17 protein-coding genes are annotated in these 17,289 nt (G+C 48.6%); 9 read left to right on the forward strand and 8 right to left on the reverse strand.

Features of this window, described 5'->3' with window-relative positions; translation table 11 throughout:
* Nucleotides 1-82 precede the first annotated feature (82 nt).
* The gene (locus tag EC843_RS02310) at nucleotides 83-2,017 is read left to right on the forward strand and encodes an exoribonuclease II (RefSeq protein WP_121813554.1); all 1,935 of its coding nucleotides are present in this window, start codon (nucleotides 83-85) and stop codon (nucleotides 2,015-2,017) included.
* A 301-nt stretch (nucleotides 2,018-2,318) separates the two neighbouring features.
* Nucleotides 2,319-4,310 (forward strand): cyclic di-GMP phosphodiesterase, encoded by a 1,992-nt coding sequence (pdeR, locus tag EC843_RS02315; protein WP_064546397.1) that lies wholly within the window; start codon nucleotides 2,319-2,321, stop codon nucleotides 4,308-4,310.
* 65 nt (nucleotides 4,311-4,375) lie between these two features.
* Here pdeR and EC843_RS02320 read toward each other — a convergent pair whose 3' ends face one another.
* The gene (locus tag EC843_RS02320) at nucleotides 4,376-4,759 is read right to left on the reverse strand and encodes a carboxymuconolactone decarboxylase family protein (RefSeq protein ID WP_064546395.1); all 384 of its coding nucleotides are present in this window, start codon (nucleotides 4,757-4,759) and stop codon (nucleotides 4,376-4,378) included.
* 87 nt (nucleotides 4,760-4,846) lie between these two features.
* On the opposite strand from EC843_RS02320, the gene EC843_RS02325 reads away from it, so the two are divergent.
* A complete protein-coding gene (locus EC843_RS02325; protein ID WP_133521537.1) occupies nucleotides 4,847-5,773 on the forward strand; it encodes a LysR family transcriptional regulator in 927 nt (308 codons plus the stop codon).
* Nucleotides 5,774-5,821: 48 nt separating this feature from the next.
* Here the strand turns inward: EC843_RS02325 and EC843_RS02330 are convergent, their stop codons facing one another.
* Nucleotides 5,822-6,691 carry a crotonase/enoyl-CoA hydratase family protein gene (locus tag EC843_RS02330; protein WP_064546391.1) on the reverse strand — a complete coding sequence of 290 codons (870 nt, stop codon included), beginning with the start codon at nucleotides 6,689-6,691 and terminating at the stop codon, nucleotides 5,822-5,824.
* Nucleotides 6,692-6,908: 217 nt separating this feature from the next.
* On the opposite strand from EC843_RS02330, the gene EC843_RS02335 reads away from it, so the two are divergent.
* Entirely contained in the window at nucleotides 6,909-7,091 is a 183-nt protein-coding gene (locus EC843_RS02335) for a hypothetical protein (RefSeq protein WP_064546389.1), read from the forward strand.
* Between the two features lie 28 nt (nucleotides 7,092-7,119).
* Here the strand turns inward: EC843_RS02335 and fsa are convergent, their stop codons facing one another.
* The gene (fsa, locus tag EC843_RS02340) at nucleotides 7,120-7,782 is read right to left on the reverse strand and encodes a fructose-6-phosphate aldolase (protein WP_064546384.1); all 663 of its coding nucleotides are present in this window, start codon (nucleotides 7,780-7,782) and stop codon (nucleotides 7,120-7,122) included.
* A 132-nt stretch (nucleotides 7,783-7,914) separates the two neighbouring features.
* On the opposite strand from fsa, the gene EC843_RS02345 reads away from it, so the two are divergent.
* The 4 genes from EC843_RS02345 to osmB all read left to right on the forward strand — a co-directional run bounded on the left by EC843_RS02345 (nucleotide 7,915) and on the right by osmB (nucleotide 12,537).
* The gene (locus EC843_RS02345) at nucleotides 7,915-8,814 is read left to right on the forward strand and encodes a glycyl-radical enzyme activating protein (RefSeq protein ID WP_133521538.1); all 900 of its coding nucleotides are present in this window, start codon (nucleotides 7,915-7,917) and stop codon (nucleotides 8,812-8,814) included.
* 4 nt (nucleotides 8,815-8,818) lie between these two features.
* Entirely contained in the window at nucleotides 8,819-11,251 is a 2,433-nt protein-coding gene (locus tag EC843_RS02350) for a formate C-acetyltransferase/glycerol dehydratase family glycyl radical enzyme (protein WP_064546380.1), read from the forward strand.
* A gap of 43 nt (nucleotides 11,252-11,294) precedes the next feature.
* Nucleotides 11,295-12,053, forward strand: coding sequence for a DNA-binding transcriptional regulator YciT (locus tag EC843_RS02355; RefSeq protein WP_064546378.1), 759 nt, complete (start codon nucleotides 11,295-11,297; stop codon nucleotides 12,051-12,053).
* A gap of 265 nt (nucleotides 12,054-12,318) precedes the next feature.
* The gene (gene osmB / locus EC843_RS02360) at nucleotides 12,319-12,537 is read left to right on the forward strand and encodes an osmotically-inducible lipoprotein OsmB (RefSeq protein WP_064546376.1); all 219 of its coding nucleotides are present in this window, start codon (nucleotides 12,319-12,321) and stop codon (nucleotides 12,535-12,537) included.
* Nucleotides 12,538-12,673: 136 nt separating this feature from the next.
* Here osmB and yciH read toward each other — a convergent pair whose 3' ends face one another.
* The 5 genes from yciH to pgpB all read right to left on the reverse strand — a co-directional run bounded on the left by yciH (nucleotide 12,674) and on the right by pgpB (nucleotide 16,452).
* Nucleotides 12,674-13,000, reverse strand: coding sequence for a stress response translation initiation inhibitor YciH (yciH, locus tag EC843_RS02365; protein WP_064546372.1), 327 nt, complete (start codon nucleotides 12,998-13,000; stop codon nucleotides 12,674-12,676).
* Entirely contained in the window at nucleotides 13,000-13,737 is a 738-nt protein-coding gene (gene pyrF / locus EC843_RS02370) for an orotidine-5'-phosphate decarboxylase (RefSeq protein ID WP_121813559.1), read from the reverse strand. Before pyrF ends, yciH begins: the two co-directional genes overlap by 1 nt.
* A 204-nt stretch (nucleotides 13,738-13,941) precedes the next feature.
* The gene (gene lapB, locus EC843_RS02375; protein WP_121813560.1) at nucleotides 13,942-15,111 is read right to left on the reverse strand and encodes a lipopolysaccharide assembly protein LapB; all 1,170 of its coding nucleotides are present in this window, start codon (nucleotides 15,109-15,111) and stop codon (nucleotides 13,942-13,944) included.
* A 6-nt stretch (nucleotides 15,112-15,117) separates the two neighbouring features.
* Entirely contained in the window at nucleotides 15,118-15,423 is a 306-nt protein-coding gene (locus EC843_RS02380; protein ID WP_064546369.1) for a LapA family protein, read from the reverse strand.
* A 264-nt stretch (nucleotides 15,424-15,687) separates the two neighbouring features.
* Entirely contained in the window at nucleotides 15,688-16,452 is a 765-nt protein-coding gene (gene pgpB, locus EC843_RS02385; protein WP_133521539.1) for a phosphatidylglycerophosphatase B, read from the reverse strand.
* 208 nt (nucleotides 16,453-16,660) lie between these two features.
* On the opposite strand from pgpB, the gene ribA reads away from it, so the two are divergent.
* Complete coding sequence (gene ribA, locus EC843_RS02390) at nucleotides 16,661-17,254, forward strand: GTP cyclohydrolase II (protein WP_064546364.1); 594 nt, start codon at nucleotides 16,661-16,663, stop codon at nucleotides 17,252-17,254.
* Nucleotides 17,255-17,289 lie beyond the last annotated feature (35 nt).

A 17,289-nucleotide genomic window follows, 5' to 3' on the forward strand; every position in this document is an offset into this window, starting at 1 on the left:
TTTACGGCAATCATCGCTTGCCGCAATGAGTGGTTTCGCGTAAAACTGTCAGCCGCTCTTTTGGCCACGAAAACTAAAATACATGTTCCAGGATAACCCGCTGCTCGCGCAGCTTAAACAGCAACTGCATTCCCAAACTCCACGCGTTGAAGGCGTGGTTAAAGGCACGGAAAAAGGCTTTGGCTTCCTCGAAGTGGATTCCCAGAAAAGTTACTTTATTCCGCCTCCGCAAATGAAAAAAGTGATGCACGGTGACCGCGTGAGCGCGGTGATTCATACCGACAAGGACCGCGAAACCGCTGAGCCAGAAGAGCTTATCGAACCGTTCCTCAGCCGGTTTGTTGGCCGTGTACAACGTAAAGACGACCGCCTGTCTATCGTGCCGGATCATCCGTTATTACGTGACGCGATTCAGTGTCGTGCGGATCGTAACGTGACGCATGATTTCCAGAATGGCGACTGGGCCGTAGCTGAAATGAAGCGCCACCCGCTGAAAGGCGATCGCGCTTTTTACGCTGAATTAACGCAGTTCATTACCTTCGGCGACGATCATCTTGCCCCGTGGTGGGTGACACTGTCGCGCCACAATCTGGAACGCGAAGCACCTAACGGTGTGTCGACTGAAATGTTAGATGAAGGCCTGGTGCGTGAAGATTTAACCGCCCTTGATTTCGTCACCATTGATAGCGCCAGCACGGAAGATATGGATGATGCGCTGTACGTTGAAGAACTGGCCGACGGAAAATTGCAACTGACGGTTGCCATTGCTGACCCTACCGCCTGGATTGCTGAAGGCAGCAAGCTTGACGGCATCGCCAAAGTTCGCGCATTCACCAACTACCTGCCGGGCTTTAACATCCCGATGCTGCCACGTGAATTATCTGATGACCTGTGTTCATTACGTGCCAACGTCACGCGCCCGGTTGTTGCTTGCCGCATGGTTATCGCGCAAGACGGCAGTATCGATGAAGGCATTAATTTCTTCGTCGCCACCATCGAATCTAAAGCCAAACTGGCCTATGAAGATGTATCCGACTGGCTGGAAGAAAAAGGCGACTGGCAGCCGCCAGGTGACGCCATTGCCAAACAAATCCGTTTGCTGGAACGCGTTTGTCTAAGCCGCGCTGAATGGCGTCGTACGCATGCACTGGTGTTCAAAGACCGCCCTGATTACCGCTTTGTATTAGGTGAAAAAGGCGAAGTATTGGATATCGTCGCTGAGTCGCGTCGTATTGCGAACCGCATCGTTGAAGAAGCCATGATTGCCGCCAACGTCTGTGCGGCCATTGTATTGCGTGAAAAGCTCGGTTTTGGCGTTTATAACGTCCATACCGGTTTTGACCCAGCTAACATTGATCAGCTCGCAAACATGTTGCAAGGCCACGGTCTGGAAGTTGACGCCCAGGAAGTGCTGACGTTGAACGGCTTCTGTAAACTGCGCCGTGAGCTTGATGCACAACCAACCAGTTTCCTTGATAGCCGTATTCGTCGTTACCAGTCATTTGCTGAAATCAGCACTGAACCTGGTCCGCATTACGGTCTTGGCCTCGAAGCTTACGCCACCTGGACTTCACCGATTCGTAAATACGGCGATATGATCAACCATCGTCTGTTAAAGGCGATCATCAAAGGTGAAACCGCAACGCGTCCGCAAGATGAGATCACGGTACAGATGGCGGAGCGCCGTCGCCTGAACCGTATGGCAGAACGCGATGTCGGCGACTGGTTATATGCGCGCTTCCTGCAAGATAAAGCGGGAACCGACACACGCTTTGCAGCTGAAATCATTGATGTCAGCCGTGGCGGGATGCGTGTACGCCTGATTGAAAACGGCGCGGTAGCCTTCATCCCTGCTCCATTCATTCACTCTGTTCGTGATGAAATGGTGTGCAGCCAGGAGCTTGGTACAGTGCAAATTAAAGGTGAAGTCGCCTTTAAAGTGACTGACGTTATCGATGTAACTATCGCCGAAGTGCGTATGGAAACGCGTAGCGTGATTGCCCGTCCAGCAATTTAAACGCAAGTTTAAAAATCTTCCTAAAAAGCTGAACCTTGTGTTCAGCTTTTTTATTGGAACTTTTCCACCGACAACTGGATTTCGGGGAATAGTAACAATGGGGAAATGATTAGAGTTGTAACACTTTTTTTACTTGCTTTGACTCCCGAAAAACTGCCAATCTAGCGCCGAAGATTCAGATTTCTCACATCTTCTGCAAAAACAATGTCTTTTACAGACAGTTGTCGCTTTGAGATCGGTTTTATATTGCTAATATAAATATCAGACTGACACGATATGTCGGCCCGGTTCAGGAGAGAGCATGAAAGACGATTTGGAGCAGAATCTGCTCTACCGTTATTTAGGGACAACCAGCCCATATTGGCGTTTGCCAACCGACAGTAATGCGCTGCAATTAGCAGCCAGCGAAGATTCAGATGTGAGTCAGGTCATCGCTTTGGATCCCGAACAGGCAGAGCAAATCCGCCAAATGACGGTGATTACCTCAAGCGTAACCATGTCAATTTCTTTGTTTGGCAGCGAAGTTTCTGTCCATCTGGTAGGACGAAAAGTATCAAAAAAGGAGTGGGCCGGTACGGCCTCAGCATGGAATGATACCCCTTCTGTTGCGCGTGATTTAGTACAAGGCCTCTCTTTTGCAGAACAGGTGGTTTCTGAGGCAAACTCGGTGATCGTCATTCTCGACCGATTAGGGAATATTCAGCGCTTCAATCGCTTGAGTGAAGAATATACCGGTCTTAAAGAACAAGATGTCATTGGGCAAAACGTCTTTAAATTATTCATGAGCCGTAGTGAAGCCGCCGCATCCAAACGCAATATTAGCGGTTTCTTTCTCAACGGAAACTCTTACGAAGTCGAACGCTGGATAAAAACCCGCAAAGGACAGCGGCTATTTTTGTTTCGCAATAAATTCGTCCACAGTGGCAGTGGCAAGAACGAAATCTATCTGATTTGTTCTGGTACCGACATTACCGAAGAACGCCGCGCACAAGAACGCCTGCGAGTGCTGGCAAATACCGATACGATTACCGGCCTCCCCAATCGCAATGCCATTAATGACCTCATCACTGCCGCTATCGATAATCGCGGTGAAACTCAGGCTGGCATCGTTTATCTGGACCTCGATAACTTTAAAAAAGTGAACGATGCTTATGGCCATATGTTTGGCGATCAGCTTTTGCAGGCGGTGTCGTTAGCGATTTTGAGTTGTCTTGATGATGGGCAAATTCTGGCCCGCCTTGGGGGTGATGAGTTTATTGTTCTGGCTACTGACACTTCGCAAGCCACTCTGGAAGCGATGTCGTCGCGAATTTTAACCCGCCTGAAGCAACCTTTCCGTATCGGGTTAATTGAAGTTTACACCGGTTGTTCGTTAGGTATTTCGCTGGCTCCCCAGCATGGTGAAGACCGGGAAAGCGTTATTCGCAACGCAGATACCGCGATGTATACCGCAAAAGAGAGCGGGCGCGGCAAGTTCTGTGTCTTCTCACCGGAAATGAATCAGCGGGTCTTTGAATACTTGTGGCTCGATACCAACTTACGTAAAGCGCTGGAAAACGATCAGCTGGTTATTCACTACCAGCCGAAAATGACCTGGCGCGGCGAAGTCAGAAGCCTGGAGGCGTTGGTTCGCTGGCAATCGCCGGAGCGTGGTTTGATTCCCCCACTGGACTTTATTTCCTATGCAGAAGAGTCCGGTTTGATTGTTCCGCTTGGCCGCTGGGTAATGTTGAGCGTGGTTCAACAGGTGGCGAAATGGCGCGATAAAGGTATCAACTTACGCGTCGCGGTGAACGTGTCTGCACGTCAGTTAGCAGACCAAACAATCTTTAGCGATTTGAAGCAAGCACTCAAAGATCTCAACTTTGAATACTGCCCGATCGATGTCGAACTCACAGAAAGCTGCTTGATTGAAAACGAAGAGTTAGCCCTTTCGGTGATTCAGCAGTTCAGTCGTCTTGGTGCCCAGGTGCATTTGGATGACTTTGGAACGGGTTATTCCTCGCTTTCTCAACTCGCTCGTTTCCCGATTGATGCCATTAAACTCGACCAAAGTTTCGTGCGCGATATTCATAAGCAATCTGTTTCCCAGTCGCTAGTGCGTGCCATCGTTGCAGTGGCGCAGGCTTTGAATTTGCAGGTGATTGCTGAAGGGGTGGAAAACCAAAAAGAAGATGCCTTTCTGACTAAGAATGGTGTCAACGAACGGCAAGGTTATCTGTTTGCGAAACCCATGCCCGCAGCCGTATTCGAACGTTGGTTAAAACGTTATCAAGCCAGAACTGCACGTTAACTGATTTATCAAACAGATAAGTGCCATATCATCCACCTGATATGGCACTTAATAGTGCAGCATAGTTAGTTTTGGTTAGCCCTTTGAGCAAAAACCTCTTTTGCGGCAAACAGCCCGTTAAGTGCGCATGGGAAACCGGCATACACCGCCATTTGCATCATCACTTCAACAATTTCTTGCTCTGAATTGCCAACATTTAATGCCCCTTGAATATGCACTTTGAGCTGTGGTGTCGCATTGCCAAGCGCTGTCAGTGCTGCAACCACCGCAATCTCTCTGGATTTCAAATCGAGACCTGGGCGTGAGTAAATATCACCGAAGGGGAACTCAATCAGCAGTTTTGCGAAATCTGGTGCAATGTCGCTCAAGCTGTTAATGACATTTTCACCTGCATTTCCATCAACTTCTTTTAATTTTGCAAGACCACGTAAGTAGCGTTCGTTTTCCATTTTTTAATCCTTTCAGTTATGGGATGAACGCACTCTAAATTTTCCGCAGCACAGTATCCAATACCCTTTTTGTGATACCTTTTCGGTATGAATGATGCAATCGATCTGCGACAACTTCGTTATTTTCTGGCAGTGAGTGAAGAACTCAATTTCAGCCGTGCTGCGTTACGCCTGCATATTTCGCAACCGCCTTTAAGCCGACAGATCCGCCAACTGGAAGAGCAGCTTGGCGTACAATTATTTCTACGCAGTAAAACTGGGGTGACACTTACCGAGGCGGGTGCAGCATTTTTGCCGGAAGTAAAACTGACTTTGTTGCAGGCTGAAAAAGCGATTGCGGTTGCCCGTGCGTCGAAAGGTCAGGATGGTGGAAGGTTTGTTATCGGCTACACCACAGTGTTCGAACGCAGCATTATCCCTAATGTAACAATTGAATTGACCCAACGTTTTCCTGACTGGCAAATCCTCTCAAAGGGAAACTATTCCGTTAATCTGATTCGTGAAGTGCAAAATGGCACGATGGATGCCGCGTTCGTTGGTTTGCACTCCGATACCCAAGATCTGGCTGTCGAAAAAATCATAAATGACCCGTTAGTCGTGGCTATACCCCAGCATCATCGACTTGCAGCGAAACGTAGCTTAAGTTTCGACGACCTTCGTGGCGAAGCGATATTCTGGTTCGAAAGGCGTATGAATCCTGGTTTTTATGATCATTGTCAGGCGTTTTTCCAGCGCATCAATTTCAAACTTAATTTGATCCCTGAGCCAGCAGATCATCACATCATGCTGGGGCTAATTGCCGAGGGAAACGGGATCGCGCTAGTTCCTGCATCATTGCAATGTATCAAGCGGCAAGGCGTGGTTTTTCGTAAGTTGAGGGAAGAATCTCATCACCTGACGATGGGCATCGCTGTCGTCTGGTCCAGGGAAAATCAGTCGCCTGTTCTGAAAACGTTTCTTGAACAGGTTCATTGTTCCCCTGAACCGCGCAGCAAAAAGAAGACGCCATTCTGAAGAACAGCGCCAACCAACGGCAGAGCCGTATTACAACACTCTTAAACGTTAACTCGCTTTACGCAATACCGTTGCAGTATGGCGGTTTTGCAACTGCACCAGTCTTTCCATATAAGCAATATCCTTAGCTTCGAGGCAGAATGCGGCATCCACCCAGTCTTCAGTGATATCCATTAATTCCGAACGAGGTAACTGGAGGACACGTTGACGGGCGCGCAACATTGCCCGAACACCATTTAGCTTAGGCTGCAAGGTATCGATAAAGGTTCGCGTCGCAAGGTAACCCTGGCCCGGTTCAAATAATTCATCCACCAGGCCAAATTGCTGATGCCACTCAGCGGTATGTGACTCCCCTTTATAAATCAGCTCCTCAGCCAGTTTCATACCAGAGCGACGGGCAACCAGCGAATACGCTCCCATTCCAGGGAACAGGTTAAAGGCGATTTCCGGGAACCCCATGCGCGCATCCCGTTGTGCCAGGACAAAATGGTGCGCAAGTGCGGCTTCAAACCCGCCTCCTAATGCACTCCCTTCGACCATTGCAAGGCTAATCGCTCCACTATCAAAACCGCGGGAAGCCGCATGGACGCAGTCCACACACGCGCGAGCATAAGCACGAAGTGCTTCACGACGGCCTTGCTGAATTGATTCAACAAAGAAGCCCAAATCGCCCCCCGTGTTATACATGCCTTGCACCAATGAGCCGGTCACCCAAAAATCAACGACAAAACCCTCCTGCTGCACCAGATACCGCAGGTTCATGATTTCTTCGATTAATTTATGGTTGAAACAAGGGCGAGGTTGAGCTCGTAACATCATCCATACAGTGCGTCGTTCTACTTCATAATAGCCAGACAATTGAGTGAATCGAGTAGTGTCCGTGAACAATTTGCAAGTTGGCTGGTTAATGACTGTCATTATCTTATCCTCATGTTATGAAAGCGCGTTACACGCAGGATCAGACTAATCCACTACTGCATTGGTATGAATGTATTGGAGTATTTAATAATTATTACTTATGTATTATTCGATAATTGATTGATGGATAAGAGTAAAAAAGCGCCTTAGCACCTTCTCTTTTGAGGGCTTTTTTTGCATTATGACGGTAACTTTTTCCCGAAAAACAGGATGCACTATGCCGACAGTGGACCCTCTGCAACTCGCAAAGCGTATTGATACCGTGCTGGATATTTTAGTGGGAGGCGATCATACGTCAGCCATTAATAACCTGGAGATTTTGAAAGCTGAATTGCTACTCATCGCAAATGGTGATGAACAAAAAGAAAGCGACTTAAAAAAGTCGCCCTGGGAGATTTGATCTGCTGCCGGCGAAAACCGGCACAGTTTTACAAGCTCAGTGAACCAAACGCCCCTTGCCAGTCCTTTTCGAATGTTGCAATCGCAGCATTCACCGCAGGTGTTGTCAGCAATTGCTCAGTGACATCAACCGGTAACGTAATCGCTTCACAACCCGCCAACAGGCAAGACATAGCCTGATGCGGCGTACGGAAACTGGCGGCCAGAACTTTCGATTGTGGTGCATGAAGCGTCAGCAATTGCTGTAAGTCCTGCACCATTTGAATACCATCGCCACCCTGCGCATCCAGGCGGTTCACATACGGTGCGACATATTCTGCACCTGCCAGCGCTGCCAGTAAGCCTTGCGCGGCACCATAAACCGCTGTCCCGAGTGTTGGGATGCCCAGTGCTTTTAATTGCTTCATTGCCGCCAGGCCTTCGACTGTGGTTGGAACTTTTACCACCAGACCCGGAACGCGTTTCACCAACAACTCGGCTTCTTTCACCATGTCATCAGCTTGTGCGGCAATGACTTGAGCAAATAATTTGCCTTCGCCACCCAGCGCATCCTGCAACGCGGGCAACACTTCCCAAAGGGAAATGCCCGCTTTAGCTACAATTGATGGGTTGGTAGTCACGCCCTGCAAAGGCAAAACACGCGCTAAGCGTTTCACTGCGGCAACGTCAGCAGTATCTAAATACAGTTCCATAAACTCTCCAGATTTGTCGAATATCTCATTGCTCACATCATAACGTCACTGTCTGTTCCTTTGCTGATCGAAATCAATAAAACTTTCATTCGAAAGTAATCTAATTTACGAACAGAAGATAAAGGCGGACTTATGCTATTTAATATCCAACGTTACTCAACACATGATGGTCCAGGTATCCGCACCGTGGTGTTCCTGAAAGGCTGCTCCTTAGGCTGCCGCTGGTGTCAGAATCCTGAAAGCCGTGCACGCAGTCAAGACGTTCTGTTTGATGAGCGCCTATGTCTTGCAGGCTGTGAGTTATGCCCACAAGCGGCTCCCCACGCTATCAGCCGTGTTGACGACTCGTTGGTTATCGCACGTGAGAAATTGCTGGCTGACGATATGGCCGCACTGGCCGACTGCTGCCCCACTCAAGCATTAAGCGTGTGCGGTGAGACACAGAGTGTTGATGCCATCATGCAGAAAGTCTTACGTGATAAACCGTTCTACGAACGTAGCGGTGGCGGTATTACGCTTTCCGGTGGCGAACCTTTTATGCAGCCTGATATTGCTGAGCAACTGCTGCGAAAAAGCAAAGAAGCGAGGATTCATACCGCTGTCGAATCTTGCTTGCATGTACCCTGGAAATATATCGAACCGACGCTCGAACATCTCGATTTGCTGCTCGCGGATCTCAAACATGTCGACGCTCAGCGTTTCAAACAATGGACCGATGGCAGCGCCGAACGCGTGCTGGACAACTTCCGTAAGCTGGCGGCACGCAATGTCGAAATGACGATACGGGTGCCATTAATCCCTGACTTTAATGCTGATGAGCAATCTATTCGTGCCATCTGCGATTTTGCCGCCGATGAAATTGGCGTCAAAGCGATTCACTTTTTGCCTTACCACACTTTAGGTATTAACAAATACAAGCTCCTGAATCTCCCTTATACGGCCGCGCACCAACCGCTTGATGCGCCAGAACTGCTGCAATTTGCTGAGCAGTACGCAAGCCAAAAAGGGATGACCGCCTGGATAAGAGGATAAACCGATGACCCAACTGAATCTGAACACCTTAAGCCAACGCATCAAAGATCATAAAGAAGCGTTGATTCATATCGTTAAGCCGCCGGTTTGTACTGAGCGCGCACAACACTATACGGCGATTTATCAGCAACATCAGGACAAGCCATTACCCGTGCGCCGCGCCCTCGCCCTCGCCCATCACCTTGCTGAACGTACTATCTGGATTAAGCATGATGAGCTGATTGTCGGGAACCAGGCAAGCCATGTGCGCGGTGCACCATTTTTTCCTGAATATACGGTAGGTTGGATCGAAACCGAGATCGATGAACTGGGCGACCGCCCTGGCGCTGGCTTCTCGATTTCAGATGCAGATAAAGCGGTAATGCACGAAATTTGCCCCTGGTGGCGCGGCCAGACGGTACAAGATCGCTGCTACGGAATGTTCACCGACGAGCAAAAAGAGTTGCTGGCAACCGGGATTATCAAAGCCGAAGGCAATATGACCTCTGGCGATGCGCACCTGGCGGTCAACTTCCCGCTGTTGCTGGAGCTAGGTATTGATGGTTTACGTGCCAAAGTCGCTGAGCGCCGCTCACGCCTGCATCTCACCGACTGGGAAGATTTGCATAAAGAACAGTTCCTGAAAGCTATCGATATTACGTTTGTCGCGTTAAGCGATCATATTCAGCGTTTTGCGGTGCTTGCTAAAGAATTGGCGGCCAGCGAAAAACGTGTTGCACGCCGTGACGAGTTACTGGCCATGGCCGAAAACTGCGAGCTGATTGCCCACCAAAAACCGACCTCGTTCTGGCAGGCTTTGCAATTAAGTTACTTCGTGCAGTTAGTCTTGCAGATTGAGTCTAACGGTCACTCCGTTTCGTTTGGTCGCCTGGACCAGTTTCTGTATCCGTGGTATCGCCGCGATGTTGAACTCGAGCAAACTTTGGGTCGTGACCAGGCTATCGAGTTGCTGCAAAGCTGTTGGCTGAAGTTGCTCGAAGTTAACAAGATTCGTTCAGGTTCCCACTCGAAAGCATCTGCTGGTAGCCCGCTATACCAAAACGTGACCATTGGTGGCCAAACGCTAGTAAATGGTGAGGCCGTAGACGCGGTAAACCCACTCTCTTACGCCATTCTTGAATCATGCGGCCAGTTACGTTCAACACAGCCAAACTTGAGTGTGCGCTACCACGCAGGGATGAGTAATGACTTCCTCGACGCTTGCGTGCAGGTGATTCGCTGTGGTTTCGGGATGCCAGCGTTTAACAACGATGAAATCGTCATTGAAGAATTTATCAAACTGGGCGTCAGCCGCGAAGATGCTTATGATTATGCCGCTATCGGCTGTATCGAAACGGCGGTTGGTGGCAAGTGGGGTTATCGTTGCACAGGCATGAGTTTCATTAACTTCGCGCGGGTGATGTTGGCGGCGCTGGAACATGGGCGCGATGCAACCAGCGGTAAAATCTTCCTGCCACAACAACATGCGCTCTCCGCAGGCAACTTCACCCAGTTTGATCAGGTGATGAACGCCTGGGATACACAGATTCGCTATTACACTCAGAAATCCATCGAAATCGAATGTGTTGTTGATACCGTTCTGGAAGAAAATGCCCACGATATTCTTTGCTCTGCACTGGTGGATGACTGTATCGAACGCGGTAAGAGCATTAAGCAAGGCGGCGCTAAGTATGACTGGGTTTCAGGTCTGCAAGTCGGTATCGCCAACCTTGGCAACAGCCTTGCTGCGGTGAAAAAACTGGTGTTCGAACAAGGTGTCATTGGCCAGCAACAATTAGCCGAAGCGCTGGCAAATGATTTTGACGGTTTGACGGGTGAGCAACTGCGCCAACGCCTGATTAACAACGCGCCAAAATATGGTAACGATGAAGACGATGTCGATTTACTGCTGGCGCGCGCTTATCAGACGTACATTGATGAGCTAAAGCAGTATCACAATACTCGTTTTGGCCGCGGGCCTATCGGCGGGACATATTACGCAGGGACCTCTTCAATTTCTGCAAACGTGCCGTTTGGTGCTGCAACCATGGCAACACCAGATGGACGCAAAGCGACAACACCGCTGGCTGAAGGAGCAAGCCCCGCTTCAGGAACCGACCGCCTTGGGCCAACAGCCGTAATCAGTTCAGTGGGCAAATTGCCAACCAGTGAAATTCTGGGCGGTGTGCTACTGAATCAGAAACTGAATCCGGCGACACTGGATAACCCACGCGACCGCGAAAAGTTGATGATTATGCTGCGGACTTTCTTCGAAGAGCATAAAGGCTGGCATGTACAATACAACATTGTTTCCCGTGAAACCCTGTTAGATGCCAAACAACATCCTGATAAGTATCGCGATCTGGTGGTTCGTGTAGCAGGTTATTCTGCTTTCTTTACCGCCTTATCTCCGGACGCTCAGGATGATATTATAGCCCGCACAGAACACACACTTTAATAATCCAGGCGGTGCTTTATGCACCGCCCAAAATTTGGCTGACATGAATTCCAGACAACAAATTATTTTACAGATGGTGATTGATCAAGGTCGCATGAGTGTGACCGATCTCGCTAAAAAAACCGGAGTCTCAGAAGTGACCATTCGCCAGGATCTCAATCTTCTGGAGAAAAAAAACTATCTGAAGCGTATCCATGGCTATGCCGTTCCGCTGGATAGCGAAGACGTTGAAACGCGAATGATGAACAATTATTCGCTTAAACGGCATCTCGCTGATTTTGCAGCGACTTTAGTTAACGATGGCGAAACGATTTTTATCGAGAATGGCAGTTGTAATGCGCTGCTGGCACGGGCACTGGCCGAGCAGAAAAAAATCACTCTGATTACTGTCAGCAGTTACATTGCTCATCTTCTGAAAGATACTGACTGTGAAGTTGTTTTGCTTGGCGGCATCTACCAGAAAAAAAGCGAAAGTATGGTTGGGCCTCTGACACGTCAATTTATCCAGCAGGTACACTTCAGCAAAGCGTTCATCGGCATTGACGGTTTCTTGCCTGAAACTGGATTCACCAGCCGCGATATGATGCGTGCCGACGTGGTGAATACCGTGTTGGAAAAAGGCAGTGAAATCATTGTTCTGACAGACAGCACCAAGTTTGGTGCGATGCACCCCTACACGCTGGGGCCGATTTCATGTATCAATCGCGTGATCACTGATGACGGTATTAGCGAAATCACCGGTCAGCAACTGCAAGACACTGGTGTTCAAGTTAATATTGTTAAACAATTTCCCATTACGTAATCACGACGTTTAACTGCCTGCATCCCCCGCAGGCAGTCCTCATATCAGAATTATCCTGCACACCCTTTAAGATTATTTACCTGTTGTAATCCACCGTATAAATTAGAATATTTAACAGCGATATAACAGAACGTGATAATCACTGGCGTTATCTTTTAGGTCTATATCGACATGCAGTTTCACGGTAACTTTCTTTAAGTAGGTTAATTGCCTCTATACTTAAAGTGACTTATTTCCGTGAATCAATAATTCAGGAGAGAGTATTATGACCTTAAATAACAAAAAAATTGCTGCCGTTGCTTTGGCCTTGACCGTTGCGATGTCTTTGAGCGCCTGTTCTAACTGGTCTACACGTGACCGTAACACTGCGATTGGTGCCGGTGCAGGTGCTGTAGGTGGCGCGGTCTTAACCGATGGTAGTGCATTGGGTACCTTAGGTGGTGCGGCGGTTGGTGGTATTATTGGCCATCAGGTGAGTAAATAATTTTTGCTGCCAGCAAAAGCGTAAACGCTTTAATAATTATAAAAGCTATAATATTCAGGTCTGACTCCCGGCAGTCATAATAAAAGGCCACGGTAATTTTACCGTGGCCTAATTATTTTAGATTTCGATAGGTGAATCAACCGCCTGCTAATTTTACCTTCATACCTTTAGCTTCAAGCAGTGATTTAATCAGGTCGCGTTTGTCACCCTGAATTTCAATCACTCCATCCTTTAGCGAACCACCGCAACCACATTTCTTCTTAAGTTCTGCCGCTAAAGTCGCTAATTGCGCATCATCCATATCAATACCGGTTACCAGGCAAACACCTTTGCCTTTTCGCCCGCTGGTCTGACGTTGGATGCGCACCACACCATCCCCTTTTGGGCGGATGGTCGCGGCTTTAGGCTCATCAATACGTCCAGATTCTGTGGAATACACTAAACGGCTGTTATCGTCTTTCATCACGCCCCCTGCTGTAAAGAGGCCCGGATATCACGCAGAGTTTGAGCAGGATCTGTCGATTGGGTGATCGGGCGTCCAATAACCATGAAATCTACACCTGCAATCTGCGCTTGCTGTGGTGTCATAATGCGGCGTTGGTCGCCTGCATCACTACCAGCCGGACGAATTCCTGGGGTGACCAGTTTGAAGTCTTGACCCAGTTCACTTTTAAAACGCACAGCTTCTTGTGCGGAACAAACCACACCATCCAAACCACAATTCTGTGTCAATCGAGCCAGACGTTCTGCGTATTCAGCAGGCGTGGCCGTAATCCCGAGATCGGCCAAATCGTTGGCTTCCATGCTGGTCAACACGGTTACTGCAATCAGCAACGGAGCATCGTTACCAAATGGCAACAAAGCTTCACGAGCAGCACTCATCATGCGCGCCCCACCACTGGCATGAACGTTTACCATCCATACGCCAAGCTCGGCTGCGGCAGCAACTGCACGAGCTGTGGTATTTGGGATATCGTGGAATTTCAAATCGAGGAACACATCAAAGCCACGTTGCTGGATGTCTCGCACCAGTTGTGGCCCAAACAGAGTAAACATCTCCTTGCCCACTTTCAGGCGGCAATCGCGCGGGTCGATACGGTCAATGAAAGCTAAAGCTTTATCGCGATTATCGTAATCAAGTGCGACGACAATAGGAGAATCAGTGGCAACACGGGAGGAGGAGGATGCAGTTGAATTCATGGCTAAACCTTCTGATGTTGGGCAGCAATGCGGCGCAAGAGATAAACGGCAAGCATTCTACCCGCGGGAGACACAAAATTACAGTTGCCATTGCACCTTGCAAGGCACAAACGACACGGTGTTGATGTGAGGATACCAGGATTAACTATTAGTATGTTGTAACTAAAGTATGGTGTTTTTTTATAACTGGGCAATAACTAACCGTTATTGCCCATCTAACCCCCGAATAGGTTTAATCGTCGACCAGGCACGGCAAGACGGACAATGCCAGTACAGCGTGAAAGCGGTAAAACCGCATTTTTGGCAGCGATAGCGTGGTTTGGTACGCACTTGTTCGCCAACCATATCACGTAGCACCATCAGGCTCTCTTTGGCACGCCCTTCTTCCGCTTCCTGCAAGTGATAATCCATCAACCGATGGAACAGACGCATGGTCGGATGACGCTGGAGTTGGCGGTTGATATAAACCTGCGCGACTTCAGAACCTTCTTTTTGCTCAAGGATCTCAGCAAGCATCAGTTCAGCACCTGCCCCGGTATTTTCTTCAACACAACGTTTTAAGAACGCTTCCCACTCTGGTCGTTTGTCTAACTGTTGATAGCAAGTTTGCAACATTTCGAGAGTTTCGCTGACTAACTCGCTGTCTTGATCGATAACACGTTGTAGCGATTCAACGGCTTTAGCGTATTCATTACGAGCCATGAAGATACGGCCCATCATGATTGAAATACGCGCGCAGTTTTTATCGGCTGCGGCCCCTTTTTTTAGCAATGACATGGCACGTTCCAGGTCATCACTGGCAATCAACTGCAATGCTTGTTCACAATAGAAATGGGCAATTTCGGTGCGTTGTTTATCTTTACCAAGCTTAACCAGGCGCTCTGCTACATCAATGGCTTTTTGCCAGTCACTGGTAGCCTGGTGGATAAGCAGCAACTGCTGTAGTGCACCAATGCGGAAATCAGTTTCATCAATCAGTTGCGCGAACATATCTTCGGCACGGTCATACAGACCAGCCGCCATATAGTCACGGCCCAACTGTTGTACAGCCAGCAAGCGCTGATCGTAAGTTAACGAGGCACTTTCCATTAATGATTGGTGGATTCGAATGGCGCGGTCAACTTCACCACGAGAACGGAACAAGTTACCCAGCGTGAGGTGAGCTTCAACAGTGCTGGTATCCTCTTTAAGCATATCGAGAAATAAATCGACAGCTTTATCTTGCTGGTTCGACAGCAAGAAGTTAACCCCCGCCACATAGTCACGCGACAGGCGGTTAGCTTCTTGTTGCTTATCTTGATGCGCGCTTCTGCGCCCCATATACCAACCGTAAGCGGCGGCAATAGGCAAGAGCAGAAACAACAATTCCAGCATGGCAGGTTATTCCTTCACAGCCGGTACCGCCGCTGCTATGGCGTCAGAATCCGTCGTAATTTGCTGCTCAAGGCGTTTGATCTTGCGATCGGCGCGTGTTAGCGAAACACGCAAACGCAGCCAAAACAGGCCACAAATAATCCAACCCAGTAAAAAACCCGCAGCAAAAAGGGTCGCCAGTAATGTGGAGACTCGATATTCGCCTTGTGCCAGCAGATAGTTAAAAGTAACAACCTGATCGTTTTGTGCGCCCAAAGTGACTGAAATCACAAAAATCGCTAGCACCAGTAAGAAAATGAATAAATATTTCACATTACTTCCCGTCATGTGGTCTTACGCGACTATCACCATTAACATTCGAGTGGCTGGCCGGCGGCAAGAAAACTTATCACGATGAGCTTACGTTCGTAAGTCATCCGGTAAGTGAGTGCAGCCAACATCCGCGCAGCTCGAAGGTTGTTGGAGATACATTAAGCGCTAATGTTTTTCCAACTATATAAACTACCATTTCCCGGTTCTTCGTGGAATCCATTGAGCGCGTTCAATTCATAAGAAATGGGGGTTAAATCAATAATCTCAAGGCTCGGCATCCCGTTCGGCTATTTCGTCAGCTTCTTGCGGCGGCGGCGATAATGGTCCGCACAATTTCTGAGCAAGCCAGGTTGCCAGTGTTATCAGCACCCAAGAGATAAGTGTGGCAACGACTAAGTCACAGGGCCAGTGCATTCCGAGCACTAATCGACTGCCCATCACCCCCGTCGCCCAAACCAACAGTAAAGCGATGGTCCAGGTTCTTCGGCGGGGCCACAGTAGCCCTACTCCCAATAATGCCCAACTTGCCGCAAACATGGTATGCCCTGACGGGAAAGCAAAACCGGTCTCTTTTTGCCAGTGTTGGCGTAACCATTCTGGTAATTCTTGCTGCGATTTAAGCTGATTTTTTACCAACTCGCTACGCTGTTTACGTTTTAAATTGTAGAACTCATCTGTCGGAATATGTTGTGTTTTTTCAAGCCATACCACGAAAGGACGAGGTTCCTGCACTTTGTCTTTGATGACAGATTTAACGCCCTGCCCAATAAGAATAGCGGCTCCGAGAATCGCAAACAGCATCAGCGCGGCTTTTAGGCGAAACCTTAGGCACCATAAAAACCAGCCACATAGCAAAACATGGGTAATGATGCCCCAGGGTTGGGTGACGGTCTCCGTGACCCAATACATCATTTTCAACCAACTACCCTGCCCGCCAGGAACCCACTGCCAACCAGAGATCCACACGGCTAAAGGCATCACCAACAGTAATCCAGCACCCATTGTTGTTCGTTTTGCTATCGCTCGCATTGCTTATCCTTATGCTATTTGAATCTCAAGGATACCCGATAAACAGCATCGAAGGGAAAGCGGGAAGTCTTACATAGGGTAAAACCAGGAGTCTGCCCAGTCTATTAGGCGAAGTGGTCGGCGTTGTGGCAAACTAAGCAGTAGTAATTAAACAAGCCAGTCAGCTGGCAGGCACCGTAAGTGCCACTATAAGTACCTGGAGAATCACATGCAGCTTAAACGTGTGGCAGAAGCCAAACTGCCAACCCCATGGGGCGATTTCCTGATGGTGGGCTTTGAAGAATTGGCAACCGGGCAAGATCATGTTGCTCTGGTTTTTGGTGATATAACCGGAAATGATTCTGTTCTGGCGCGTGTACATTCAGAGTGTCTGACGGGCGATGCCCTATTCAGCCTGCGCTGTGACTGTGGTTTTCAGCTTGAAGCTGCATTAACCCATATCGCCGAAGAAGGCCGTGGTGTGTTGTTGTATCACCGCCAGGAAGGTCGCAATATTGGTCTGCTTAATAAAATCCGCGCTTATGCTTTACAAGATAAAGGCTACGATACCGTGGAAGCTAACCATCAGCTTGGTTTTGCCGCTGATGAACGTGACTTCACGCTATGCGCCGATATGTTTAAGTTATTAGGTGTCGATGCAGTTCGTTTGCTGACCAATAACCCGCGCAAAGTAGAAATTCTCAGCGAAGCAGGGATTAATATTGTGGAACGTGTGCCGCTCATCGTGGGCCGTAACCCTAAGAACGCACATTATCTGGATACTAAAGCCGCTAAAATGGGCCACTTGCTGTCTGAAGATTAAGTTATTTTCTCCCCCATCGCTGGGGGAGAATTCTG

The organism is Buttiauxella sp. JUb87 (genome assembly GCF_004361975.1).
Lineage (GTDB): Bacteria > Pseudomonadota > Gammaproteobacteria > Enterobacterales > Enterobacteriaceae > Buttiauxella > Buttiauxella ferragutiae.